This is a genomic window from Ewingella americana ATCC 33852 (assembly GCF_000735345.1).
GTDB lineage: Bacteria > Pseudomonadota > Gammaproteobacteria > Enterobacterales > Enterobacteriaceae > Ewingella > Ewingella americana.
On record NZ_JMPJ01000051.1, the window covers coordinates 12,360 to 35,695 of the forward strand.

The following is a 23,336-nucleotide window of genomic DNA, read 5'->3' on the forward strand; positions in this document are numbered from 1 at the left end:
ACCTTTCTAATCATTAAGAATGCCGCTCAAATTCCTTTTGAGAAAAACAGCATGTCTGATACTTCGCTTATTGCCCCTTCGCCGGGCGCCGAGGCTTTGCCGCTGTCGGCCAAAATGATCTTCACCTTAGCCACTGCCGGTGGTTTAGCGGTGGCGTCCATCTATTACAGCCAACCGATGCTGAGCCTGATGGGCCAAGGCATCGGCGCCACGGCCACCAGCATTGGCATGATCCCGACGCTAACGCAGGCAGGCTACGCGCTGGGGATTTTATTGCTGTTGCCGCTGGGTGACCGCTATGACCGCCGGGCGATTATCCTGTTAAAAAGCCTGTTTTTAACGCTGGCCCTGCTGCTGTGTAGCATCGTGCCTTCCATTCACGGCCTGCTGTTCGCCAGTCTGGTGACCGGCGTTGCCGCCACCATGGCGCAGGACATTGTTCCGGCCACCGCGGCGCTGGCTCCGGAAGCCCAGCGGGGGAAGACCGTCGGCACCGTGATGTCCGGCATCCTGATTGGGATTTTGCTGTCGCGAGTGGTCAGTGGCTTTGTGGCCGAGTATTTCGGCTGGCGGGTGATGTACCAACTGGCGGCGTTCAGCACCGCGTTGATTGGCATTGCGCTGTGGCGAGTCCTGCCGCGCTTCACGCCGGGCGCGCGCCTGAGCTACAGCACCCTGCTGCTGTCCATGTATCACCTGTGGCATCGCTACCCGACGCTGCGCCGCGCGGCGATTGCTCAGGGGCTGCTGTCGATGGCGTTCAGCGCCTTCTGGTCTACGCTTGCGATCATGCTGCATGACACTTACCACCTCGGCAGCGCGGTAGCCGGAGCTTTTGGCTTGGCCGGAGTCGCAGGCGCTTTGGCCGCCCCGCTGGCCGGAGCCATTGCCGACAAAACCGGGCCGTCGCGAGTCACCCAGCTAGGTTCCGGGCTGGTTATGGTGTCGTTCGCGGCTATGTTCCTGCTGCCGCTACTCACTCCACATGCCCAGCTGGTGCTGATTGTACTGAGCGCCATCGGCTTTGATTTAGGCGTGCAGGCCACGCTGGTGTCGCACCAGAGCATCGTGTTCGGGCTGGAACCGGCGGCGCGCGGCAGGCTCAACGCCGTGCTGTTCACCATGATGTTTATCGGCATGGCGGCGGGTGCGTCGCTGGGCAGTTTCGCACTGCAAAGCGGCGGCTGGTCAGCCGTGGTGCTGGTGGCAACGCTGGCCGCTGCTGCCTGTCTTGTGGTTCGTATGAGAAGCCGTCACCTGCACCGCTAAATCTTCAAAATCCAGCTCATTTATTCTAAAAACCCCTAAGGCTATATATCTCGGTATATAGCCTTTTTTTGGCAATCCTTAGAACCATGATGGATTTGTGAATGCGATCCACTCTGCAATACTGCCCGAAATAGCGCACTGAAACTTAAGGGAAATCCCTGAGTTTTCAAACACCGGCTGGGCAGTATGGGACGTTAAAACGCATCATGATCCAACTAGAAAATATTAATAAGACCTATCCGGGCAACGCCCAGCACGCCATTCACTCGCTGAGTATCACCATTAATGATGGCGAGTTTTGTACTTTTGTGGGGCCAAGCGGTTGTGGCAAAACCACCACGCTGCGCATGATCAATCGCTTGGATATTCCTGACAGCGGCGAGGTTTATGTTCAGGGCCAGCCACTGTCGACTGCCGACATTATTCAGGTGCGGCGCAAAATCGGTTTTGTGATGCAAAGCCCGGCGCTGTTCCCCCATCGCACCGTGGCGGAGAACATCGCTACCGTGCCGCGCCTGCTTGGCTGGGACAAACGCACCATCGCCCGCCGCATAGACGAGCTGGTGGCGCTGATGTCCCTCGACTCTTTTGTGCTTAAACGCTACCCCCACCAGCTCTCCGGTGGGCAGCAGAGTCGTGTGTCCATTGCCCGCGCGCTGGCTGCCGATCCTCCCGTGCTGTTGATGGATGAGCCTTTCGCCGCCATTGATCCGGTGGTCAGAGATAAGCTGCAAGGCGAACTGTTGGAACTTCAGGGACGGCTGCACAAAACCATCATTCTGGTCACCCATGACATCAATGAAGCGATTCGGCTGGGAGACCGAATCGCCATCTTCCAACAGGGAGGACGTTTGGCGCAGTTCGACACGCCGGACAACATTCTCTCCTTCCCGGCCAGCGATTTTGTCCGCGACTTTATCGGCCCGGAACCGAACCTCAAACGCCTTGGCATGATGCGCGTCGGCGACTTGCCGCACCACGACGTGCCGCTGCTGACTCAGGGCGGGCAGCCTTTAGCAGGTGGACATCCTCTGCTCGGCCAGCCGCGCTCACTGGTGCTGGATAACCAGCGCCGCCCGCTCTATTGGCAGGAGAACGGCCAGCAGATCCCGGTGCATGTCGCCGAACAGCATCACTCTTTGCGCAAAGCCTACAGCGATTTGCTGGAAGTGCCGCAAGGCGTGTTAGTGCGCGTGACGGCTGACGGCAGCTATGCCGGAGCCATCGACGCCAGCTTGCTGAGTCAGGCCTTGAGCCATCATCAGGAGCTGCATACCCATGATTGACTGGCAGTGGCTAACCGATAATTCGGCGATGATTGGCGAACTGACGCTGCAACACCTGCAAATGGTGCTGCTCTCTTTGGCGCTGGGCACCGGCATTACCGCGCTGATGCTACTGGTTTCTATCGCTTGGCCGGCGGTGGCGGGCCCGCTGATTTCAGTCAGCGGGGTGCTGTTTACCATTCCCTCGCTGGCGCTGTTTATCCTGCTGTTGCCGTGGACCGGGCTGTCGATGACCACCTCGGTGATTGGCCTGACCCTCTATTCGCTGCTGATTTTGCTGCGTAACGTTCTGGCGGGAATGCAGAAATTACCCGCCGAAGTGCTGGAGTCGGCCCGCGCCCTTGGCTATACGCGCTTTGGTCGTTTTATCGATATCGAGATCTTCCTGATCCTGCCCTCCCTGTTTGCCGGGCTGCGCGTGGCCTCGGTGACGCTGGTCGGGCTGGTGATCGTCACCGCGCTGATTGGCCAAGGTGGCTTGGGGCAGCTGATGATCCTCGGCTTTAACCAAAACTTCCTGACGCCGATTCTGGTGAGCCTACTGCTCAGTCTGGTGCTGTCGCTGCTGCTTGATTTTGCGATAACCCATCTCGGCTATCGCCTGACAGGGTGGACGCGCTGATGAGCATCATTATTGAAACTTGGCACTGGTTCTTGCAGGCCGACCACTGGTCCGGCGACTTGGGTATCTGGCAACGCTTTGGTCAGCACCTCTATTACGTGCTGGTCAGTCTGCTGATTGCGGTGCTGATCGCCCAGCCGTTAGGCATCCTGTTTGGCTACTGGAAGCGCGGCGGTTTTCTGGTCATCAACCTGTTTAACATCGGTCAGGCCTTCCCTTCGCTGGGCATTATTCTGCTGTGCATCATGCTATTTGGCTTCACCGACGTGCCGGTGTTTATCGCGCTGGTGGCGCTGGCCATCCCGCCGATGCTCACCAACACCTACGTGGGCATCAGCAATGCTGACCAAACCCTGTGCGATGCCGCCAAAGCCATGGGCATGACGCCGTTACAGAGCCTGTTGCAGGTGCGCATCCCGCTGGCGATGCCGCTGATTTTCGCCGGTATTCGCACTTCGCTGTTGCAGTTGATCGCCACGGCGGTGGTCGCCGCCTACGCCGGGCTGGACGGGCTGGGGCGTTTTCTGATCGACGGGCTGGGCCAGCGCGATTTTCCTCAAGTCGTGGCCGGTTCATTGGTGATTTCGCTGCTGGCGATTGTCTGCGAGCTGCTGATGTCGCTGGTCGCCAAACGCTGGCTGCATTTTTCGATGTCTAACGCGGGCTAGCTGCCTGCACCTAGGTCCACAAAAGCATCCATAACACTATCCATAACAACATCCACCCATAAAAGAGAAGACAATGATGATGATAAAAAATTGGTTGTCCGCAACAGGTAAAGGTTTCCGGCTGAGTCTGTTAGCCGCTGGGATGGCAAGCGCGGCCTTCGCGGCTCAGGCCGAGACGGTGACTATCGGCGGGGCCAACTACTCCGAGCAAACTATTCTGGCGAACATCTATGCCAGTGCCCTGAAGCAGCAAGGGATTGAGGTCAAAACGCGCCTGAACTTGGGTAACCGCGAAATCATTATTCCAGCCCTGAAAACCGGCGAGCTGGACGTGGTGCCGGAGTATCTTGGCGCGCTGCTCAACTATTACCACGGCGGCAGCAAGGCCACCACCGAGCAGGAAGTTTCTGACGAGCTGAAGCAGACGCTGCCCGCCGACTTGCAGCTGCTCAACGCCTCTCCGGCCAGTTCTATTACGGCTTGGGCGGTGCGCGCGGAAACCGCCAAGAAATACAACCTGAAAACCCTGTCTGATTTGGCCAAAGTCGCCCCTGAGCTGGTGGTCGGCGGCCCGCCAGAAGTCGCCACCCGCGCCCTCGGCCTGCCGGGTCTGGAACGCGTGTATGGCATCAAATTCAAATCTTTCAAATCGCTGGATATCGCCGGGCCGCTGAGCCGTCTGGCGCTCAATTCGCGCAAAATTGACGTGGCGACCATCATCTCGACCCAAGGCGACTTGGCGAAGGAGAACTGGGTGGTGCTGGAAGACGACAAACACGAGCAGCCTGCGCAGAATCTGGTGCCGCTGATCCACAAAGGCGCGGTGTCGCCGAAGGTGGAAGAGGTGCTGAATAACGTCTCCGCGCACCTGACCACCCAAGACATTATCCAACTGAACAAGCAGGTCGACGTGGATCATAAAGATCCGGCCAAAGTCGCCGAACAGTGGGTTAAAGACAAACTGGCGGCGAAATAGCGCCGTCCGCGGACCAGGGAGGGTCCTCATCTTCACAGCGAGTAGCCGACATGTCGCAACAAACCGCCATTTTCAATCTGTTCTTCTTCAACCCGCAGGGGGATTATCGCTTCTCGTGGCGGCATCCCGATGCGCCGGGCAAAGAGATCTTCACCCTAAAATATTTCGCCGACCTCGCCCGTAAAGCCGAGGCGGCCACGCTGGACAATATTTTCATCGCCGACCACGTCGCCGTCTGGGATACCGTGCCGAGCGGCATGGCCCACTACGCCAACCCGCGTCTGGAGCCCATAACCCTGCTCGCCGCGCTCTCTGCGGTGACCGAGCATATTGGCCTGATGGCCACGGCTTCTACCTCCTACAATGAGCCTTACAATTTAGCGCGCTATTTTGCCTCGCTGGACTTTCTCAGCGAAGGGCGCGCCAGCTGGAACGTGGTCACTTCGTGGCTCCCAGAAGAAGCCGCCAACTACGGCTTAGAACAGTTGCCCAAGCATGACACCCGCTACCAGCGCGCCGCCGAGTTTATCGAGGTGGTGCGCAAACTTTGGGACTCGTGGCAGGACGACGCGGTGCTGATTGACAAGCAGAGCGGCTATTTTACCGATCCGCAGAAAGTGCATCAGTTGAACCATGAAGGCGAATTCTTCCGTGTTCGCGGCCCGCTCAACCTGCCTCGCCCGCCGCAGGGCCACCCTATTGTGGTGCAGGCCGGTTCTTCGGAATCAGGCAAACAGCTGGCCGCCGCGCAGGCTGAAATTCACTTTGTGTTTATGCGTGATATCGAAAAAGGGCTGATTTACCGCGCCGACATGGACCGTCGCCTGCGGGAAAATGGCCGCGAGCCGGCGCATTTCAAAATCCTCGGCGGCGTGCTGCCGGTAGTGGTCAACAGTGAAGAAGAGAAACAGCAGCGCCAGCGGCTGATCGAATCGCTGATGAATGACCAGATGGCGCTGGACCTGCTCAGCACCTATCTGCGCATGGATCTCAGCGAGTACGATCCTCATGCCCCGCTGCCGCCGCTGCCGGACGAGCACGATTTTGATGGCCTGCGCACCGCGTTGAGCATCATTCGCGGCTACGACAAGAAGCTGACCGTGCTGGAGCTAGGCCGCCTGCTGCTGCAAAGCTCCGACAGCTGGCTGGTGCTGGGGACTGCCGAAGAGGTGGCCGACAAGCTGACCGAGGCTTTCCACGCCGGTGCCGTCGATGGCTACAACCTGATGTTCCCTTTCCTGCCGGTCGATCTCGACAACTTTATCGAGCAGGTCGCGCCCTTGCTGAAAGCCCGTGGCGTGATGAAACAGGCCTACCAGCCGGGAACCCTGCGTGAAAAGCTCGGGCTGCCGCCGGTGGTGAATCAGTTCGCCAAACCTCAGTAAGCTGGCGGTAAGAAAGCAAAAAGGCCCTAAACGGGCCTTTTTTATTGCCGGAGTTCAATCACTTCACTCCTTCTGCGCCTCTTCTCGCGGCTCAACGCACCCGTGAGGGAAATAGGTATTGATCTCCACCTTGATGGGTTTAATCAGGTGTTCACGCATCAGCTCGCCATAGCCGTTGACCAAAAAGCCCTGATTGCGCGCCAAATAGTCGGCCTTGTTGGCGCGATACACCTGCGGCAGACCGTACCACGGCACGCGCGGCAAATCGTGATGCACCGAGTGATAATTGAGATTGAGGAACAGCAGCCGCCAGAACCACCCTGCCTCGTTGATCACCGTGCGGGCTTCGGGATCTTCCGCCGCGCGATGTTCGAAGAAAGATCTCACCTTGGTCATCGCCAGCATCGGCCAAGTCACCGCCAACAGATAGTAAATCACCCCAAAGTCATGCTTCACCAGCCAGCCCAGCACCGGAATCAATAACAGCAGATGCACCGACCACATGACCATCGAGGCCGGGCGACGATAGCGGAAAGATTGCCAAATATTGACGAAAGTAAAGCGCATGGTCAGCAGCGGCGTTAACAGCAATCGCCCCGGAAAGGTGTTACGCAGCCGCACCAGCTGGCGCTGTAGGCCGTTAAAATGGTGCCAACGGCGCTCGGTAAAATAGTAGCTCTCGGGATCGGTTTCCGGCACGGTGAGATCTTCATCAAAATGGTGCTTGAGGTGCAGGTCGCGATAGGTGCCGTACGGGTACCAAATAGAAAACGGCAGCAGGCCGAACAGCTGGTTCAGTCGCGGGAAACGGGTCGGATGGCCGTGCAGCAGCTCGTGCTGTAAAGACATATACCAGGTGCTGAACCAGATAAGCAGTAGGGTCGCGGGCAGCCGCCCCAAGCTCTGCCAGTAAGCCACGGTGGCAAACCAGCCGCTATAAATGGTGATGATTAGCAGCCAGGTCGGCAGCTCAGTGCGCCACAGCCAACTGCGATGCAACGCCTGCACCGACTCACGCTGCTGCTCATTTAAATAAACTGATGCCCTTCCACTCATGATGATCCACTGGCAAATGTGATGAATTAATCAGCCAGAGATTAATCAGCCAAGGTGAAACCACAAGTGATTTGAATTGCTAAGCTTAGTCACTGAATTGCTTAGAAGAATCCCCCGTAAAAGCATGGATTTACGGGGGTGAAATTAGCGGGAGAAATCTGTGCGAATTCTCGATTACGCGGCTTTAAAAGCTTTGAGCTTTTTCGAGAAATAGAGGTAAAAAATGGTCAGAATATAGATAAGCTCAGCACCCAGCATTTGCGGGTAGAACTCTTTCGGGATCGACTTGCCGCTGAAGATAATACCGATAATCGACAAATCTAACAGGATCACCACCGCCACCAGCCCCATCAGCAGGTTAATGGCTTTTGCGCCGCCGCCGCGGGTGTTCATTTTAAACACCACATAGGCCACCATCAGCAGCTGTAGCGCCACGATATACACCGTCGGCCCCGTCGCCTTCATCACAAATGCCCAGCCAGAAAGCATTTTTAAAACCAAGAATACCGCCAATACCATCGCCAGTATTGGGCGCTTGGCTTTAATCACTTCATCCATCTTGTTACTCCGTTTTATGGTTTTTTGTTCATCGTCACTCTTTGTTCATCGCCACCAACAGAAAGAGCACCTCCGCGACAGGGTGCTCTTGTTGGCTGCGTGGGCCTTTTAGGCCGCAAATCAGTGCTTAATAATGTACATCTCTTGACTGTAAGCCACGTCTTCCGGGTTGGTAATTGGGTAACCCTTCACCCACGGCTTGATCAGGCGGCCGTTGGTGTATTGGTAGATCGGCGCGATCGGGGCTTGTTCGGCGATGATCTGCTCGGCCTTGTTGTAGTCGTCGTTGCGGCGCGCGTCGTTGGTTTCACGGCTGGCGTCGCTGACGGCTTTGTCGTAATCGGCGTTGCTGAATTTGCTGATGTTGCTGTTGTGGGTTGAGGTCAGCAGCGACAAGAAGGTGGAAGCCTCATTGTAGTCGCCGACCCACGAGGCGCGGATCACGTCGAAGTTGCCGGTGTTGCGGCTGTCGATGTAGGTTTTCCACTCCTGATTGACCAGCTTGACGTCGGCCCCCAGCGTTTTCTTCCACATTGAGGCCACGGCGATAGCAATCTTCTGGTGGCTCTCTGAGGTGTTGTACAGCAGGGTGAGCTTGAGCGGCTTGTTAGGGCCATAGCCCGCCGCGGCCAGCAGCCCTTTGGCCTGCGAGTCCAGCTCTTCCTGCGAGTATTGCTGGAGAATGCTTTTGCTCGGCTTGAAGCCGTTGGTGACGTCCGGCGTGAAGTGGCAGGCTGGGATCTCGCCAGTGCCCAGCACCTTCTCAGCAATGATTTTACGGTCGATGCTGTAAGACAGCGCCTGACGTACGCGCGGGTCATCGGTCGGCGCGCGCTTGGTGTTGAAAGCGTAGTAGTAAGTGCCGAGCTGGAATGGGGTGTAAACCTGCCCCGGAATGTCCTTCAGCAGCTTCTGATACTGGTCTTTCGGGAAAGACTCGGTGATGTCGATATCATCGGCCAGATAGCGTTTGGTGGCGTTGGACTCTTTGTTAATCGGCACAAAAGTCACTTTGGTCAGCACCGTGTGGGCGTGGTCCCAGTAGTGCGGATTTGGCTCGAGCACCAGCTTTTCATTCACCACGCGGTCTTTCAGCACGTATGCGCCGTTACCCACCATATTGCCGGGCTTGGTCCAGTCTTCACCATACTTCTCAACCGTGGCCTGATGCACCGGGAACAGGCTGAAGTTAGCCAGCAGGCTGACGAAATAAGGCACCGGGCGGTCTAACTGTACTTTCAGCTGGGTGTCGCTGACGGCGGTCACGCCCAGCTTATCCACCGGCATTTTGCCCGCAATAATAGCGTCGGCGTTTTGAATGCCGGCGAGGCCCGCAAACCATGCGCCGGTGGACAGCCCTTTCGGGTCCACCAGTCTGCGCCAGCTATAAACGAAATCTTTGGCCGTGACAGGGTCACCGTTTGACCAGCGGGCGTCTTTGCGCAGATTGAAGACGAAAGTCTGGTTATCCTGCGTTTGCCAGCTCTCGGCGACGCCCGGCACGCTTTTGCCGTTGGCATCCTGATTGACTAACCCTTCGAACAAGTCGCGCACCACCTGCGCTTCAGGCAGGCCGATGACCTTGGTCGGGTCCAGCGAGGCGGGCTCGTCTTTAATATGGCGGACAATTTCTTGCTTATCGGCCAACTGGGTTCCGGCCGGAACCTGAGCAGCCGTTGCGGTTCCTAATGACAGCGCCACTAAACCGGCGCAGAGCGAATAAGAGAAGAGGTGAAACTGTTTTCCCTGAGGCATGGTCGACTCCCGACAAGCAATTGATTTATTGATGTTCCTGATTTGTATCATTCATTGAATTCATACCCTATAAAAATTCGTTACAGATTTGCCTTAGCGCACAAAACTTCGGCAACCCGCCGCGCTTTGCAGAAAAAAGGTGATTCGCGCCCTGCTGTCGACAATAAAACTACATTCAACGGGCAAACTGCGGTAAAAAAAGTTATTCAAACCTCTAATAACGGAACTGTTATGAGCGCCCTCGTTCCCCGCCCGCAACGCGGAAAACTCAGTAATCTTGGATTGCCCTTCGGCAAGTCGCTGCTTGGCGCGCCGCTGATCTACTTCCCGGCGGCAGAGCCTGACGCCAGCACCGGGCTGATTCTGGCGGGGACTCACGGCGATGAAACCGCCGCCGTGGTCTCGCTCTCCTGCGCGCTGCGTTCGATTAAACCCGAGCAGTTGCGCCATCACGTGGTGTTGGCGGTGAACCCTGACGGCTGCCAGTTGGGGCTGCGCGCCAATGCCAACGGGGTAGATCTCAATCGCAACTTCCCTAGCGCCAACTGGAAAAGCGGCGACACGGTTTATCGCTGGAACAGCGCGGCGCAGGAGCGTGACGTGGTGTTGTCGACCGGAGAAAAGGCCGGGTCAGAGCTGGAGACGCAGGCGCTGTGCCATTTGATTCATCGGCTGGCCCCTAAGTGGGTAGTGACGTTTCACGAGCCGCTGGCCTGCATTGAAGACCCACACACCTCGCCGCTGGGGGCTTGGCTGGCGAACGCCTTCAGCCTGCCGCTGGTGACCAGCGTGGGTTACGCCACGCCGGGCTCTTTTGGCAGTTGGTGTGAGGATTTGGGGTTGCACTGCATTACGGCGGAGTACCCTCCGGTGTCAGCGGACCACGCCAGCGAGGTCTACTTGCAGGCGCTGATTGACCTGCTCACTGGCGCGGCGAACGAGCCTTAATGGCTTACTGCTTAGAAGCCGCGAGGTCAATGACGCCGCAGTGGAAAGCCAGCGGCGGCTCGACGTCCTGCGCCAGCCAGGTCGGGCCGTCGAGGTCGACAAACTTGGCTCCGGCGGCCAGCGGCAGCGCGGCGCGCACCGCACGCGAAGTGCAGAGCATGCAGCCCAGCATGATGTCGAAACCCTGCGCATGAGCCCCTGACGCCAGCCTTAGCGCTTCGGTCAGTCCTCCGGTTTTATCCAGTTTAATGTTGACCATCTCGTAGCGACCCTGCAGCGCCTCCAGCCCTTCCAGCGTGTGGCAGCTCTCATCGGCACAAATTGGCAGCGGATGAATGAAGTTCTCCAGCGCCGAGTCCTGCCCGGCGGGCAACGGCTGCTCGAGCATCATTACGCCTAAGTCCGCCAGCAGTTGGCAGCGCGCCGCCAGCCCTTCGCTCTGCCACGATTCGTTGGCATCGACGATCAGGGTGGCGTGCGGCACCGCGCTGCGGATTGCCACCATTCGCTCGGCAATCATGCGATCGTCGAGTTTCACCTTCAGCAGGGTTGCGCCATTCTTCTGGTGAGTCAGCGCCGCGGCGGCCATCGCCTCCGGCGTATCCACGCTCAGGGTCTGGGCCATGCTGATGGAAGTAAGTGGCTCGACGCCCGTAAGCTCCCACAATGAGCGCCCGGTCAGCTGGCTCTCGAGATTCCACAGCGCGCAGTCCAGCGCGTTACGCGCGGCTCCGGCGGGCAGCAGGCGCTGGAGCTCGTCGCGGCTGGCGCCCTGTTCGATGGCGGGCAGTGCGCTGGCGATCTGCTCCATCACGCTGGTTTCGCTTTCGCCATAGCGTGGATAAGGGGTGCATTCGCCGACGCCGCGCACGCCATTTTGTTCTATTTCTACCGTGACCACCCTCGCCTCGGTTCGACTTCCGCGTGAAATGACAAAGGCCGTGTGTAACGGCCAGGCTTCTGGATAAAAGCGCACACTTCTCATAACGGCTCCCGATTTTCCTCTGCCACCTTCGGCCCATGCTCAAAGGTTTAACACAGCGTTCATTTTTCCAAAGTAGTTGAAATTGGCGCTTTTCAGCAAGTCACAAAATGACCTGAAGTTAATTTGGATCAGTAACTTGGGATATGGCGCACAGCGCGCGCGGCTTGGCCCGAAACTCGGGAAGGAAAACAATTAATTAGCAAACTTTATATATCCAATTCACAATTGTTATCCTAAACTGAGGGCCGTTTGTCTCATCTGTACAAAGGAAAATATCATGACCCAGACAGTACATTTTCAGAGCAACCCGGTTAGCGTTGCTGGCCAACTCCCTAAAACTGGCGATACCGTTAAGCCTTTTACTTTAGTCGCAAAAGATCTCTCTGATGTCAGCCTGAGCAGTTTTGTCGGTAAACGCAAGGTGCTGAACATCTTCCCAAGCATTGATACCGGCGTTTGTGCGGCTTCCGTGCGTAAATTCAACCAGCTGGCTGGCGAAGTAGACAACACCGTGGTGCTGTGTATTTCTTCTGACCTGCCATTTGCTCAGTCTCGCTTCTGCGGCGCTGAAGGTCTGTCAAACGTGGTTACCCTCTCCACCCTGCGCGGCGGCGAGTTCAAGAATGACTACGGCGTGGCAATCACCGATGGCGCACTTGCGGGTCTGACTGCTCGTGCGGTTATCGTGCTGGATGGTCAGGACAACGTGCTGCACAGCGAGCTGGTGAATGAAATCACTACTGAACCCAATTACGAAGCTGCGCTGGCCGTGCTGAAATAGTCCGTCCTGACGCAAAGCGTTAAAAGACAAAGCCCTGCATCAGCAGGGCTTTTTTTATGATTTGAAAGCCTGAACACGGCGATTATTCGTCGCTGCCGTCGGGCTTGCGGCTGCTCAGGCCATATTCGCGCAGCTTGTTGGCAATCGCGGTATGAGAGACGCCGAGACGCTTCGCCAGCTTACGGGTACTTGGATAAGTGCGATAAAGCCGGGTTAGCACCGAACGCTCGAAACGCTTGCTGATGTCATCCAGCGAGCCGTTCAGCGCCTCTTCGCCCAGTGCCACTTCGGCATCAAAGTCAGGCAGGATCACGTCCTGCGGGCGCAGTTCGCCACCTTCTAACTGGGTTAACGCCCGGTAAATGGCGTTTTTCAATTGGCGCACGTTACCCGGCCAACCGTAGTGCGTCAGGTAGTTCGCCAACTGTGAAGAGAGCTTCGGACGCGGCATGCCCTGCTCGTCGGAGAAGCGCGCCACAAACAGCTCGGTCAGCGGCATCACGTCGGCCTGACGTTCGCGCAGCGGCGGCAGAGTCACGGTCAGCACGTTGAGGCGATAATAGAGGTCTTCGCGGAATTCGCCGCGCTGTACCAGCTCCACCAGATTCTTCTGGGTGGCACACATCACGCGCACATCCACCTTCACTTCATGCTCTTCGCCGACGCGGCGGAAAGTGCCGTCATTGAGGAAGCGCAGCAGCTTGATTTGCATTCTCGGCGACATTTCGCCGATTTCATCCAGCAGCACCGAGCCGCCGTTGGCCTGCTCGAAGAAGCCTTTTTTGCCTTCTACCGCATTCGGGTAAGCTCCCGCCGCGTAACCAAACAGCTCGCTCTCCACCACTTCATCCGGCAGTGAGGCGCAGTTCAGGCCGAGGAACGGCTTCTTGCCGCGCGCGCTGCGCAGATGGCAGGCGTGGGCCAGTAAATCTTTGCCGGTGCCGGTATCGCCGACAATCAGCAGCGGCGCGTCGAGCATCGCCAGTTTGCGTGCCTGATCCAAAACTTGGCGCATTTTGCTGCTCACCGCCACGATGTGGTCAAACTCGCTGTCATCATTGACGGTTAAGTCTTGCAGCTGGCGGCCCATGCGCGCCGTGGATTTCAGCATTACGACCGAGCCGACCATTTCGCTGGCCTGCTGCTCGTCGTTAAGCTCAATCGGCGTCAGGTCCATCAGGAAGTCTTGACTGCGGATCACCACGCGCTCGGAGTGCGGACGGCTGGATTCGCTTTCCAACCAGCGAGTGATGTTGTAGCCGGTGATCAGGCTGGCGGCGGGCTGTTGGCGAATTTTATCTTCGTCCATTTCAAACAGCGCCAGCGCGGCCGGGTTGGCAAGATCAACCTTGCCTTTCATGTCGATGGAGAAAACCGGTTCTGGCATCGAAACCAGTAAGGCGCGCAGCGCACGGTGCTCGCGCTCGGAAGGCATAAATGCCACGGTGCGGACATCGGTGACGCCGTCGATGCGCCGGATCTCGGCCATCAACGCGCGGAAAGTGTCAAAATCCAGTTGGGAGAAATTAAGGTAAATACGACCACTGGCCGCAATCTCAATGCCGCGCAGATCAATGCTACGCAGAACCAATAAATCGAGTAACTCTCGGGCAAGACCCAAGCGGTCTTCGCAAAAAACTTCCAGACGCATCAGTGTTGACCTTTTTCTGCCGGTGCGGAAATCGCTGGTGAGAATAATACTCTCTCAAGTACAGCGGAAGAAGAGACTGTCACAAAATGTTGACAGAAAATTGTAATAATTAGCAGAAAAATCTTAGGACAAGGCTCAATTATCTTCAATTCTTGAAAATATGTTCAAAAGCTGAGCAGTGCCGCCCTCGTACCATTGGCAAAAATTATCTGCTAACATCGGCTGCTGATTTCACCGTCTAAAATGGTTCCCGACTATGAAGTTCGTCTCCTTTAATATCAACGGATTGCGCGCGCGTCCGCACCAGCTCGCCGCCCTTATCGAGCAACATCAGCCAGACGTTATCGGCCTGCAAGAAACCAAAGTGCATGACGATATGTTCCCGCTGGAAGAAGTTAGCCAGCACGGCTACCACGTTTTCTATCACGGCCAAAAAGGCCACTACGGCGTGGCGATGCTCACCAAGCAGGAGCCAGTTGCCGTGCGCCGTGGCTTCCCGGGCGACGAAGAAGACGCCCAGCGCCGCATCATCATGGCGGATATCGAAACCCCGCAGGGCCTGCTGACCGTGATTAACGGCTACTTCCCGCAGGGCGAAAGTCGTGACCACCCGACCAAATTCCCCGCCAAAGCGCGTTTCTATCAGGACTTGCAGGATTACCTGACGAATCACCTGTCGGTGCAAAATCCGGTGCTGGTGATGGGCGATGTGAATATCAGCCCGACCGATTTAGATATCGGTATTGGTGAAGACAGCCGCAAACGCTGGCTGCGCACCGGCAAGTGCTCCTTCTTGCCAGAAGAGCGCGAGTGGATGGATCGCCTGAAAGGCTGGGGCTTGGTGGATACTTTCCGTTTCGCCAACCCAGAAGTGAACGATCAGTTCTCGTGGTTCGACTATCGCTCTAAAGGCTTTGACGAAAACCGCGGCCTGCGTATCGACCTGCTGTTAGCCAGCACCCCGCTGGCGGCGCGCTGCATCGCCACCGGCATCGATTACGACATTCGTGCAATGGAAAAGCCTTCTGACCACGCGCCGGTGTGGGCTGAATTCGACCTGAAATGACCGACCAGACGACTCTGCCGATAGTGGACGTGGTGGCGGCGATCATTGAGCGGGATGGCAACATCCTGCTGGCTCGCCGCGACGGGTCCAGCGATCAGGCAGGTCTGTGGGAGTTCCCCGGTGGCAAAGTGGAAGCCGGGGAAACCCAGCCGCAGGCGTTAATTCGTGAGTTGCAGGAAGAGATGGCCATCGATGTACAGGTGGAAGCTTGGGTTGCCAGCCACGACACTGCCCAGACGGCGCGAGTCATTCGCCTGCACGCGTGGCGAGTTTCAGCCTTCCAAGGCGATATTACGTTACGTTGTCACTCGGAATATGTTTGGGTGACGCCACAGCAGGCATTCAGCTACGCGCTGGCTCCGGCCGATATCCCCTTGCTGGAAGCCTACTGCGCCACGCTGTCAGGCTAGATGAATAAAACGAAGGGCGCCCTCTCGGCGCCCTTTTGCTTTGACTTATGGCTTGCAGAACGGCCTGCGTTACTTCTTCATCCGTTCCCATTTCAAATCATTGGTGCCGACAACCTGCGGGTCGCGCACGCACTGTAAAACGATGCTGTCCGCCGTGACGACTGCGCCTTCGGTGTAACTTTTATTGTTATAAATGCAGCAGTTATGGCAAGTCGGCGCGCTGTTTTGGCTGGCATTGGCGCTGTTCTCCCACACCTGCGGCGGCAGTGGCACCACGATATCAGCGCCGTTGCCGACGCCGGGGCGATTCGCCATCGCGGGGGCGGCCAGTAACAGCGAACTGCTCAACAGGGCCATTATCAGTTTATTCATCTTGGGTCGCTTCCTTACCTTTTGGCGGTGCCTTACGGCGTTTAGGGGCGCTCTTCGCGCCTTTGGCACCGGTCGCCGCCTTGCTTGCACCCGCCGGCTTGGACGGAATACTGCGAAACGCCGACGATACCCGGTTGGTTTTCGCCTGAATAATCAGGCTCTGTAAGGTCGCGACCAGAGGCTGCATAAAGTCCTGATAGCGGCAATTTTTCTCACTGATGCGGGTCAGCGTGGACTCCCAGTCAGCGGTCATATCCGGGCGTCCGGCGATGTCTGGCAGCGAGTGGATCAGCGCCCGGCCAGTGTCACTCGAGTGAATATAGCGCCCCTTCTTGTAGAGAAACTCGCGGCGGAACAGCAGCTCAATAATCCCCGCGCGGGTGGCTTCAGTGCCTAAACCGTCGGTGGCGCGCAGGATTTTCTTCAATGCCTTGTCCTGCACGAAACGGGCGATCCCGGTCATGGCGGAGAGCAGCGTGGCGTCAGTAAAAGGCCGTGGAGGCTGGGTTTGTCTCTCGACCACTTCCCCCCGTTCGCACAGCAATTCATCACCCTTGGCGACTACCGGCAGCGGCGTGCCTTCGTTCTCTTCGTCACGCTCTTTGCTGCCCAACAGGGTGCGCCAGCCCGCTTCGGCCAGAAAACGCGCCTTGGCAATGAACTTGCCACCGGCGATATCCAGATCAATCACGCATTTGCGGAACACGGCGTCCGGGCAGAACTGCATCAGATACTGCCGCGCCACCAGATTATAGATCTTCTGCTCGTCGTCGGTGAGATTGACCTTACTGCTGCGCGCCGTCGGGATAATGGCGTGGTGAGCATCGACCTTTTTGTCATCCCAGCAGCGATTGCGTTTATCCACGTCCACCACCGGCTGCGGCAGTAAATCGGGCTGATGGATGCTGATGGCATTGAGCACCGAGTGCCGCCCGGCAAAATGCTCTTCAGGCAGGTATCGGCAATCCGAACGCGGATACGTAATCAATTTGTGCGTTTCATACAGCCGCTGGCAAATATCGAGGATTTGCTGGGCGCTGAGACCAAAGGCTTTCGAACCTTCAATCTGTAATGAGGAAAGGGAAAACGGCAGCGGCGCGGTGTCGTTTTCGCGCTTGTCGTTATAGCCGGTGACCAGCGCGGGCTGGCCCGCAATGCGCGCCACCACGTGGTCGGCCAGCGGGCGATGGAGCAGTCGGCCCTCTTCATCCTGATACGGCTCACAGGACTCGCTCGGCTGCCACAGCGCGACAAAACGCTCATCCAGCGGCGTCACGATATGGGCTTTGACTTCGAAATAATCTTTAGGGACGAAGTTTTCAATCTCTTCGTCGCGGCGCACCACCAGCCCGAGCACCGGCGTCTGCACGCGGCCCACGGAGAGCACGCCGTTATAGCCTGCGTTGCGCCCGAGAATGGTGTAGGCGCGGGTCATATTGATGCCATACAGCCAGTCGGCGCGGGAGCGCGCCAGCGCCGAGACGCAGAGAGGAATAAAGTCGCGGTTGTCGCGCAGGCGCTCAACGGCGCGTTCGACGGCCTGCGGGTTGAGGTCGTTTATCAGGCAGCGCTGCACGCTTTGGCGTTTTTCCGGTGTCAGCTCGAGGTAGTCCAGCACTTCGTCCACCAGCAGTTGCCCTTCGCGATCCGGGTCACCCGCGTGGATAACCTGTGTGGCTTCCAGCAACAGTTTTTTAATCACATTCAGCTGTTTAGCGACAGAAGAGCGCGGCTGAAGCTGCCACTTTTCCGGGATGATCGGCAAGTCGTTGAGGTTCCAGCGCGCATAGCGGCTGTCGTAGGCATCGGGCTGCGCCTGTTCCAGCAAGTGGCCGACGCACCAGGTGACCACCTGATCGTTGCCGCAGGCGATAAAACCGTCGCCGCGACGATGGGGCTTAGGCAAAACGTCAGCAATAGCGCGAGCCAGGCTGGGCTTTTCGGCAATAAATAAACGCATCAGGCAGCATCCTTAACTGTCGGATTGGGTAATACCGTTTTTATCGCCCTGAGTCTCATCGTCCATCCTTTGTTCACAGCATCATTAGGGTGCAGGTAGGACTATGTTAGCCGTTGGCGGCGGAATTGGTAAGTCACGAAGAGGTCGAGAGTAGAATGGTCGCTCACAAAGTCAGCGAATTGCCGGTTTATCGGAATAATGCCCGCTAAACCGGCGAATTTCACAGCAGCAAATCGCAGTCTGTTTGCTGCATAAATTCATTACAGATAAGTGACGAAGGCGCTGCTGTCGGCCGGGATAACCTGAGTGCTGGACTTGAGCTGTGGCGTGCCGAGGTAGAGGAAGCCGACGATTTTGTCGTTTGGCCCACATTTGAACGCGGCGCGAACGTCAGCGTGATCGGTCCACGCGCCGGTGCGCCAGATGCCGTTAAAGCCCTGAGCCAGCGCGGCCATCTGCATCGCCTGCACCGCACAGCCCGCAGAAACCACCTGCTCCCACTCTGGCACTTTGGCGCTCTCTTTGCAGTTGGCGATAATGGTGATGATTTGCGGCGCGCGCAGCGGGGCCTGAGTGGCTTTTTCAATCGCCTTCTCATCGGCGCCGTCTTTGATGGCGGCGGCGCGCAGCAGTTCGCTAAAGCGCGTCAGGCCGTCGTTTTCGGCGATAACAAACTTCCACGGCTGCAATGCTCCGTGGTCTGGGGCGCGCATACCCGCGTTAATAATGTTTTGCAGAGCCTCGCCCGCCGGGGCTGGAGCCGCCAAGCGTGAAGCCGAACGACGATTCAACAATAAGTCTAGAGCGTCCATTTAAATCTCCATAAGCGCTTTTGATAATGATAGGCATTTACCTTACGTTAACATAAGCAGCCAGCCTTTTGCTAACCAGAGATTTAGCCGCAGCACGGCGTGATGGCCTGCCCCTTTGCCAAATTCTGACATGATTTAAAGCTGACATTTCTCCGGCGGGTCATTAGGATAGCGATACTTTTCCCGTCTTGTTGGAGAGACCATGCGCACATTGTGGCGAATTATCGCCGGTTTTTTTAAGTGGACCTGGCGTCTTCTTAATTTCGTCAGAGAGTTTATCCTCAACGTATTCCTCATCCTGCTCATTTTGCTGTGTGTCGGGGTCTATTTCTCATTCCAATCCAAACCTGCGGATACCACCACTAAAGGTGCCCTGCTGGTTGATTTAAGCGGAACCGTGGTGGATAAGCCGTCGGTGAACAACAAAGTTCGCCAGTGGGGCCGCGAGCTGCTGGGCACTTCCAGCAACCGCCTTCAGGAAAACTCACTGTTTGATTTGGTCGACACCATTCGTCAGGCCAAAGATGACAAGAACATCACCGGCATGGTGCTGCAACTGAGTGATTTCACCGGTACTGACCAGACGTCACTGAACTACATCGGTAAAGCTCTGCGCGAATTCCGCGACAGCGGCAAGCCGATTTACGCCATCAATGACAGCTATGATCAGTCGCAATACTATCTGGCGAGCTACGCCAACAAGATCTACTTGTCGCCACAGGGCGCGGTGGACTTACACGGTTTCGCCACCAATAACCTTTACTACAAATCGCTGCTCGACAAGCTGAAGGTCACCACCAATATCTTCCGCGTGGGCACCTACAAGTCGGCGGTTGAGCCGTTGATTCGCGATGACATGTCCCCTGCCGCGCGTGAAGCCGACAGCCGCTGGATTGGCGCACTGTGGAACAACTATCTCAATACCGTGTCGGCTAACCGCCAAATCACGCCTGAGCAGCTGTTCCCGGGTGCCGCTGGCGTTCTGGCCGGTATGCAGCAGACCGGCGGCGACATGGCGCAGTACGCGCTGAAGAGCAAATTGGTGGACGTTCTGGCTTCGCGCAATGAAGCGGACAATGACATGGTGAAGGCCTTCGGCTGGAACAAGCAGGCCAAGGATTTCAACTACACCAGCATCTACGACTACTCCACCAAGCCGAAGCCGGATAATAACGATCCGCAAATCGCGGTTATCTTCGCTAACGGCGCGATTAACGACGGTGAAGAGCAAGCCGGTGCAGTCGGTGGTGACACCACGGCCCAGCAAATTCGCGATGCGCGCCTTGATCCAAAAATCAAAGCTATCGTGTTCCGCGTAAACAGCCCGGGCGGCAGCGTCAGCGCGTCGGAAGTGATTCGCTCTGAACTGGCGGCGGCTCGCGCAGCGGGCAAACCTGTGGTGGTTTCCATGGGTGGCATGGCGGCATCTGGGGGTTACTGGATCTCGACGCCAGCTAACTACATTATTGCCAGCCCAAGCACCCTGACCGGCTCGATTGGTATTTTCGGGGTGATCAACACCTACCAAAACACCCTCGACAACTTTGGCGTGCATACCGACGGCGTGGCAACATCGCCGCTGGCTGATATTGCGGTGACCAAAGCCCTGCCGCCTGAGTTCTCACAGATGATGCAGTTGAATATCGAGAACGGCTACAAGACCTTCATCGGTTTAGTGGCGAAGGCGCGTAATAAAACCCCTGAGCAGATCGACCAGATTGCCCAAGGCCACGTCTGGATTGGTTCTGATGCCAAGAATGACGGTCTGGTGGACCAACTGGGTGATTTCGATGACGCCGTGAACAAAGCCGCCGAGCTGGCGAAATTGCCAAAATGGCAGTTGAACTGGTACGTCAACGAGCCAAGCTTCACCGATCTGGTGTTCTCACAGGTGAGCGCTTCGGCTCACGCCATGCTGCCCGCAGCGGTTCAGGCTTACCTGCCTGCGCCGGTGACCAAAATGGCGCTGGAGTTGAAGTCTCAGGCTGATTTGTTCAATAACATGAACGATCCGCAAAACCGCTATGCGCTGTGCCTGACCTGCGGCGACGTGAAATAACTTCATCTCGCCCTGTAAAAAGCCCGAGCTTAACCGCCGGGCTTTTTTTATTTTTGAGGCAAACGCCCAGTTGCCCTTATACTTCCTGCCATCGCGTTTTGTCTTTCTGAAAATCCCTGTATTTCGAAAGCAAGCTTTCTAAAAATTAAGAATCCTGTCATGACCAAAAAATCAATTTATGTCGCCTACACCGGCGGTACCATCGGTATGCAACGCTCTGAAAACGGCTATATCCCGGTCTCCGGCCACCTCCAGCGCCAGTTGGCCCTGATGCCTGAGTTCCACCGCCCGGAGATGCCTGAGTTCACCATTCAAGAGTATGCGCCGCTGATGGACTCCTCCGACATGACGCCGGAAGACTGGCAGCACATCGCCGACGATATCTTGGCGCATTACGATGAGTACGACGGGTTTGTTATCCTGCACGGCACGGATACCATGGCGTTCACCGCCTCGGCGCTATCCTTTATGCTGGAAAATCTTGGCAAGCCGGTGATTGTGACAGGGTCACAAATTCCACTGGAAGCCCTGCGCTCTGACGGCCAAATTAACCTGCTGAATTCGCTGTATATCGCGGCGAACCATCCGGTGAATGAAGTCTCGCTGTTCTTCAACAATCGCCTGTATCGCGGCAACCGCAGCACCAAGGCCCATGCTGACGGCTTCGACGCCTTTGCGTCGCCAAACCTTGCGCCGCTGCTGGAGGCTGGGATCCACATTCGCCGCCTCTCCACACCTTCTATCCCGGCGGCCACTGGCCCGCTGAAGGTGCATGACATCACGCCGCAACCCATCGGCGTGGTGACCATTTACCCGGGGATTTCCGCCGAAGTAGTAGAAAACTTCCTGATGCAGCCGGTGAAAGCGTTAATCCTGCGTTCCTACGGCGTGGGCAATGCGCCACAGAAAGGCGACTTGCTGAAAGTGCTGAAAGACGCCTCCGAGCGCGGCATCGTGGTGGTGAACCTCACCCAGTGTATTTCTGGCCGCGTGGATATGGGCGGCTATGCTACCGGCAACGCCTTGGCGCATTCCGGCGTGATCAGCGGCTTTGATATGACCGTGGAAGCCACGCTGACCAAGCTGCACTATCTGCTGAGCCAGCCGCTGTCGGCTGAAGAGATCCGCGTTTTGATGCAGCAAAACCTGCGCGGTGAGCTGACCGAATAACAGGAGCGCCCGATGAATTCCGCATTATTGTTGATCGACCTGCAAAATGATTTCTGCCCCGGCGGCGCGCTGGCGGTGCAGGAAGGCGATGCCACCATCAGCGTGGCCAATCAGGCTATTGGCGTCTGCAAGTCGCAGGGCGTGGCGGTGGTGGCGTCGCAGGACTGGCACCCGCAGGCTCACGGCAGCTTTGCTGTCAACGCCAATGCCGAGCCGTGGACGCTGGGCGAGCTCGACGGCCTGCCGCAGGTGTGGTGGCCGGTACACTGCGTACAGGGCCAGCACGGCGCGGAGTTCCACCCGCAGCTTGATAGCCAGCAGATTGATCACGTGGTGCGCAAAGGGCAAAACGTCGCCATCGATAGCTATAGCGCGTTTTTTGATAATGCTCATCGCGCCGCCACCGGCTTGCACCAATGGTTGCAACAACAGCAGGTGCAGCGCCTGACAGTCATGGGGCTGGCAACGGATTACTGCGTCAAGTTTAGCGTGCTGGACGCGCTACAGCTGGGCTATGAGGTTGAGTTGCTGGTCGAAGGCTGCCGAGGGGTAAATATCAACCCGCAGGACAACCAGCAGGCAATTGATGAAATGCAACAGGCCGGAGCAAAGCTCATCACCCTCGCCGGCTTGAGCTGATAGAGCGGCTTGCAGACATGACAAAGGGCGCATTGGCGCCCTTTTCTATTTTTGCTGGTTTTACTGAGATAACGCGGCGCTTATTCCGGCTTAATGCGGATTAAGGCTTCCTGAGCAAACTGCTGCTTCAGCTCTTGCTTGCTCTTGGTGACGATTTGGCCGTCAGTGCCAATGCTCATGTGCTGAGCATCGACGTTGTGGCGCGCCTGATAGAGCATCACCATTTGCAGACTGTTCTCTTTCTGCTCCGGCGTCAGCTTCACGCCGTCCGGCCATTTCCCCAATTCAACGGCTAGCGCCAGTCGTTGGTAAATCTCCGGCGTCATCACGCCGACCAAATCATTAATTTCCATCAACCGCTCTCTTCGTGTTGGCTAATTATTCATCGGGTAGTGAATAATGGCTGAATCGATTTTGTCGTTAAAATTACACCACAATGACGAGGGTGTTTGCAGCAGCAAATTAGCCCGCTGTTTTCTCGCCGTTTTCGCCATCGATAAAGCTCATCGAAGCCGAATTCACACAGTAACGGTCACCGGTTGGCTCTGGGCCATCGGGGAAAACGTGCCCCAGATGGGCGTCACAGTTGGAGCAGCGGATTTCCACCCTTTCCATATTGTGAGTGTTATCAGTCAGATAAGTAATTGCGTCATGAGTCACTGGCTGATAGAAACTCGGCCAGCCGCAGCCGGAGTCATATTTGGTATCGGAGTAGAACAGCGGCGCGTTACACACCAGACAGTGGTAAATCCCATCACGTTTGTTGTGCAGTAATTTACCGGTATACGGGCGTTCAGTCCCGCGCTCTTGCGTCACATAATGCTGAATTTCAGTGAGTTGAACTGAAGAAGATGGATCTTTAGGGTCATTGGCCATGGTTGTCATTCTCTGCCAGATAGGAAAATCAA

At 56.8% G+C, this 23,336-nt stretch carries 23 protein-coding genes; 13 read left to right on the top strand and 10 right to left on the bottom strand.

All coding sequences use genetic code 11. The features are described 5' to 3' along the window. The first annotated feature begins 51 nt into the window (after window positions 1-51). From GEAM_RS08695 to GEAM_RS08720, 6 genes are all read left to right on the top strand, one after another. Window positions 52-1,269, top strand: a complete 1,218-nt coding sequence (locus GEAM_RS08695) for an MFS transporter (RefSeq protein WP_034790620.1) — start codon at window positions 52-54, stop codon at window positions 1,267-1,269. A gap of 206 nt (window positions 1,270-1,475) precedes the next feature. Continuing rightward, window positions 1,476-2,555 carry an ABC transporter ATP-binding protein gene (locus GEAM_RS08700; RefSeq protein WP_034790622.1) on the top strand — a complete coding sequence of 360 codons (1,080 nt, stop codon included), beginning with the start codon at window positions 1,476-1,478 and terminating at the stop codon, window positions 2,553-2,555. Then, on the top strand, window positions 2,548-3,177 hold the full coding sequence (locus GEAM_RS08705) for an ABC transporter permease (RefSeq protein WP_034790624.1): 630 nt from the start codon (window positions 2,548-2,550) through the stop codon (window positions 3,175-3,177). Before GEAM_RS08700 ends, GEAM_RS08705 begins: the two co-directional genes overlap by 8 nt. Beyond that, window positions 3,177-3,845, top strand: a complete 669-nt coding sequence (locus GEAM_RS08710) for an ABC transporter permease (RefSeq protein WP_034790626.1) — start codon at window positions 3,177-3,179, stop codon at window positions 3,843-3,845. The genes GEAM_RS08705 and GEAM_RS08710 overlap by 1 nt, the downstream gene beginning before the upstream one ends. Before the next feature lie 76 nt (window positions 3,846-3,921). Further along, window positions 3,922-4,821 carry an ABC transporter substrate-binding protein gene (locus GEAM_RS08715; RefSeq protein WP_034790628.1) on the top strand — a complete coding sequence of 300 codons (900 nt, stop codon included), beginning with the start codon at window positions 3,922-3,924 and terminating at the stop codon, window positions 4,819-4,821. Between the two features lie 50 nt (window positions 4,822-4,871). Then, a complete protein-coding gene (locus GEAM_RS08720) occupies window positions 4,872-6,206 on the top strand; it encodes an LLM class flavin-dependent oxidoreductase (protein WP_034790630.1) in 1,335 nt (444 codons plus the stop codon). 63 nt (window positions 6,207-6,269) lie between these two features. Here GEAM_RS08720 and GEAM_RS08725 read toward each other — a convergent pair whose 3' ends face one another. From GEAM_RS08725 to GEAM_RS08735, 3 genes are all read right to left on the bottom strand, one after another. After that, on the bottom strand, window positions 6,270-7,262 hold the full coding sequence (locus tag GEAM_RS08725; RefSeq protein ID WP_034790632.1) for a fatty acid desaturase: 993 nt from the start codon (window positions 7,260-7,262) through the stop codon (window positions 6,270-6,272). A 174-nt stretch (window positions 7,263-7,436) separates the two neighbouring features. Next, window positions 7,437-7,820, bottom strand: a complete 384-nt coding sequence (locus GEAM_RS08730; RefSeq protein WP_034790634.1) for a hypothetical protein — start codon at window positions 7,818-7,820, stop codon at window positions 7,437-7,439. Window positions 7,821-7,940: 120 nt separating this feature from the next. Further along, complete coding sequence (locus GEAM_RS08735; protein WP_034790637.1) at window positions 7,941-9,575, bottom strand: ABC transporter substrate-binding protein; 1,635 nt, start codon at window positions 9,573-9,575, stop codon at window positions 7,941-7,943. Between the two features lie 231 nt (window positions 9,576-9,806). On the opposite strand from GEAM_RS08735, the gene mpaA reads away from it, so the two are divergent. Continuing rightward, window positions 9,807-10,523: a murein tripeptide amidase MpaA gene (gene mpaA / locus GEAM_RS08740; RefSeq protein ID WP_034790639.1), complete on the top strand. Its 717-nt coding sequence runs from the start codon at window positions 9,807-9,809 to the stop codon at window positions 10,521-10,523. A 4-nt stretch (window positions 10,524-10,527) separates the two neighbouring features. Here the strand turns inward: mpaA and ycjG are convergent, their stop codons facing one another. Beyond that, window positions 10,528-11,508, bottom strand: a complete 981-nt coding sequence (gene ycjG, locus GEAM_RS08745; RefSeq protein WP_034790641.1) for an L-Ala-D/L-Glu epimerase — start codon at window positions 11,506-11,508, stop codon at window positions 10,528-10,530. A 277-nt stretch (window positions 11,509-11,785) separates the two neighbouring features. Here ycjG and tpx point away from each other — a divergent pair, with 277 nt between their 5' ends. After that, complete coding sequence (gene tpx, locus GEAM_RS08750; RefSeq protein ID WP_034790643.1) at window positions 11,786-12,289, top strand: thiol peroxidase; 504 nt, start codon at window positions 11,786-11,788, stop codon at window positions 12,287-12,289. 82 nt (window positions 12,290-12,371) lie between these two features. Here tpx and tyrR read toward each other — a convergent pair whose 3' ends face one another. Continuing rightward, window positions 12,372-13,940 carry a transcriptional regulator TyrR gene (gene tyrR, locus GEAM_RS08755; RefSeq protein WP_034790644.1) on the bottom strand — a complete coding sequence of 523 codons (1,569 nt, stop codon included), beginning with the start codon at window positions 13,938-13,940 and terminating at the stop codon, window positions 12,372-12,374. Window positions 13,941-14,196: 256 nt separating this feature from the next. Between tyrR and xthA the strand changes: the two genes are divergently transcribed. After that, on the top strand, window positions 14,197-15,006 hold the full coding sequence (gene xthA / locus GEAM_RS08760; protein WP_034790647.1) for an exodeoxyribonuclease III: 810 nt from the start codon (window positions 14,197-14,199) through the stop codon (window positions 15,004-15,006). Window positions 15,007-15,026: 20 nt separating this feature from the next. Then, the gene (locus GEAM_RS08765; protein ID WP_272869458.1) at window positions 15,027-15,416 is read left to right on the top strand and encodes a pyrimidine (deoxy)nucleoside triphosphate diphosphatase; all 390 of its coding nucleotides are present in this window, start codon (window positions 15,027-15,029) and stop codon (window positions 15,414-15,416) included. A 69-nt stretch (window positions 15,417-15,485) separates the two neighbouring features. On the opposite strand, the gene GEAM_RS08770 is transcribed toward GEAM_RS08765, so the two are convergent. The 3 genes from GEAM_RS08770 to GEAM_RS08780 all read right to left on the bottom strand — a co-directional run bounded on the left by GEAM_RS08770 (window position 15,486) and on the right by GEAM_RS08780 (window position 18,560). Next, window positions 15,486-15,788, bottom strand: coding sequence for a DUF1496 domain-containing protein (locus tag GEAM_RS08770; protein WP_034790649.1), 303 nt, complete (start codon window positions 15,786-15,788; stop codon window positions 15,486-15,488). Further along, the gene (locus GEAM_RS08775) at window positions 15,781-17,748 is read right to left on the bottom strand and encodes a DNA topoisomerase III (RefSeq protein WP_034790651.1); all 1,968 of its coding nucleotides are present in this window, start codon (window positions 17,746-17,748) and stop codon (window positions 15,781-15,783) included. The genes GEAM_RS08770 and GEAM_RS08775 overlap by 8 nt, the downstream gene beginning before the upstream one ends. Before the next feature lie 260 nt (window positions 17,749-18,008). Next, window positions 18,009-18,560: an NAD(P)H nitroreductase gene (locus GEAM_RS08780; protein WP_034790653.1), complete on the bottom strand. Its 552-nt coding sequence runs from the start codon at window positions 18,558-18,560 to the stop codon at window positions 18,009-18,011. A 202-nt stretch (window positions 18,561-18,762) separates the two neighbouring features. Here GEAM_RS08780 and sppA point away from each other — a divergent pair, with 202 nt between their 5' ends. The 3 genes from sppA (at window position 18,763) to pncA (ending at window position 22,428) form a co-directional block, all read left to right on the top strand. Continuing rightward, entirely contained in the window at window positions 18,763-20,619 is a 1,857-nt protein-coding gene (gene sppA, locus GEAM_RS08785; RefSeq protein WP_034790655.1) for a signal peptide peptidase SppA, read from the top strand. Window positions 20,620-20,778: 159 nt separating this feature from the next. Next, complete coding sequence (ansA, locus tag GEAM_RS08790; RefSeq protein ID WP_034790657.1) at window positions 20,779-21,789, top strand: asparaginase; 1,011 nt, start codon at window positions 20,779-20,781, stop codon at window positions 21,787-21,789. 12 nt (window positions 21,790-21,801) lie between these two features. After that, window positions 21,802-22,428 (top strand): bifunctional nicotinamidase/pyrazinamidase, encoded by a 627-nt coding sequence (gene pncA, locus GEAM_RS08795; protein WP_034790659.1) that lies wholly within the window; start codon window positions 21,802-21,804, stop codon window positions 22,426-22,428. An 80-nt stretch (window positions 22,429-22,508) separates the two neighbouring features. Here the strand turns inward: pncA and GEAM_RS08800 are convergent, their stop codons facing one another. Then, entirely contained in the window at window positions 22,509-22,781 is a 273-nt protein-coding gene (locus GEAM_RS08800) for a YeaC family protein (RefSeq protein WP_034790661.1), read from the bottom strand. 109 nt (window positions 22,782-22,890) lie between these two features. Then, window positions 22,891-23,304 carry a peptide-methionine (R)-S-oxide reductase MsrB gene (msrB, locus tag GEAM_RS08805; RefSeq protein ID WP_034790663.1) on the bottom strand — a complete coding sequence of 138 codons (414 nt, stop codon included), beginning with the start codon at window positions 23,302-23,304 and terminating at the stop codon, window positions 22,891-22,893. Window positions 23,305-23,336 lie beyond the last annotated feature (32 nt).

Excerpts from the sequence above, each read along its gene's own strand:
- GEAM_RS08780 (WP_034790653.1), bottom strand. The coding sequence starts at position 18,560 with ATGGACGCTCTAGACTTATTGTTGAATCGTCGTTCGGCTTCACGCTTG.
- tyrR (WP_034790644.1), bottom strand. The coding sequence starts at position 13,940 with ATGCGTCTGGAAGTTTTTTGCGAAGACCGCTTGGGTCTTGCCCGAGAG.
- sppA (WP_034790655.1), top strand. The coding sequence starts at position 18,763 with ATGCGCACATTGTGGCGAATTATCGCCGGTTTTTTTAAGTGGACCTGG.
- xthA (WP_034790647.1), top strand. The coding sequence starts at position 14,197 with ATGAAGTTCGTCTCCTTTAATATCAACGGATTGCGCGCGCGTCCGCAC.
- GEAM_RS08710 (WP_034790626.1), top strand. The coding sequence starts at position 3,177 with ATGAGCATCATTATTGAAACTTGGCACTGGTTCTTGCAGGCCGACCAC.
- msrB (WP_034790663.1), bottom strand. The coding sequence starts at position 23,304 with ATGGCCAATGACCCTAAAGATCCATCTTCTTCAGTTCAACTCACTGAA.
- GEAM_RS08700 (WP_034790622.1), top strand. The coding sequence starts at position 1,476 with ATGATCCAACTAGAAAATATTAATAAGACCTATCCGGGCAACGCCCAG.
- ycjG (WP_034790641.1), bottom strand. The coding sequence starts at position 11,508 with ATGAGAAGTGTGCGCTTTTATCCAGAAGCCTGGCCGTTACACACGGCC.
- GEAM_RS08695 (WP_034790620.1), top strand. The coding sequence starts at position 52 with ATGTCTGATACTTCGCTTATTGCCCCTTCGCCGGGCGCCGAGGCTTTG.
- tpx (WP_034790643.1), top strand. The coding sequence starts at position 11,786 with ATGACCCAGACAGTACATTTTCAGAGCAACCCGGTTAGCGTTGCTGGC.
- GEAM_RS08770 (WP_034790649.1), bottom strand. The coding sequence starts at position 15,788 with ATGAATAAACTGATAATGGCCCTGTTGAGCAGTTCGCTGTTACTGGCC.
- GEAM_RS08730 (WP_034790634.1), bottom strand. The coding sequence starts at position 7,820 with ATGGATGAAGTGATTAAAGCCAAGCGCCCAATACTGGCGATGGTATTG.
- GEAM_RS08715 (WP_034790628.1), top strand. The coding sequence starts at position 3,922 with ATGATGATAAAAAATTGGTTGTCCGCAACAGGTAAAGGTTTCCGGCTG.
- pncA (WP_034790659.1), top strand. The coding sequence starts at position 21,802 with ATGAATTCCGCATTATTGTTGATCGACCTGCAAAATGATTTCTGCCCC.
- GEAM_RS08720 (WP_034790630.1), top strand. The coding sequence starts at position 4,872 with ATGTCGCAACAAACCGCCATTTTCAATCTGTTCTTCTTCAACCCGCAG.
- GEAM_RS08800 (WP_034790661.1), bottom strand. The coding sequence starts at position 22,781 with ATGGAAATTAATGATTTGGTCGGCGTGATGACGCCGGAGATTTACCAA.
- ansA (WP_034790657.1), top strand. The coding sequence starts at position 20,779 with ATGACCAAAAAATCAATTTATGTCGCCTACACCGGCGGTACCATCGGT.
- GEAM_RS08725 (WP_034790632.1), bottom strand. The coding sequence starts at position 7,262 with ATGAGTGGAAGGGCATCAGTTTATTTAAATGAGCAGCAGCGTGAGTCG.
- GEAM_RS08735 (WP_034790637.1), bottom strand. The coding sequence starts at position 9,575 with ATGCCTCAGGGAAAACAGTTTCACCTCTTCTCTTATTCGCTCTGCGCC.
- GEAM_RS08775 (WP_034790651.1), bottom strand. The coding sequence starts at position 17,748 with ATGCGTTTATTTATTGCCGAAAAGCCCAGCCTGGCTCGCGCTATTGCT.
- mpaA (WP_034790639.1), top strand. The coding sequence starts at position 9,807 with ATGAGCGCCCTCGTTCCCCGCCCGCAACGCGGAAAACTCAGTAATCTT.
- GEAM_RS08705 (WP_034790624.1), top strand. The coding sequence starts at position 2,548 with ATGATTGACTGGCAGTGGCTAACCGATAATTCGGCGATGATTGGCGAA.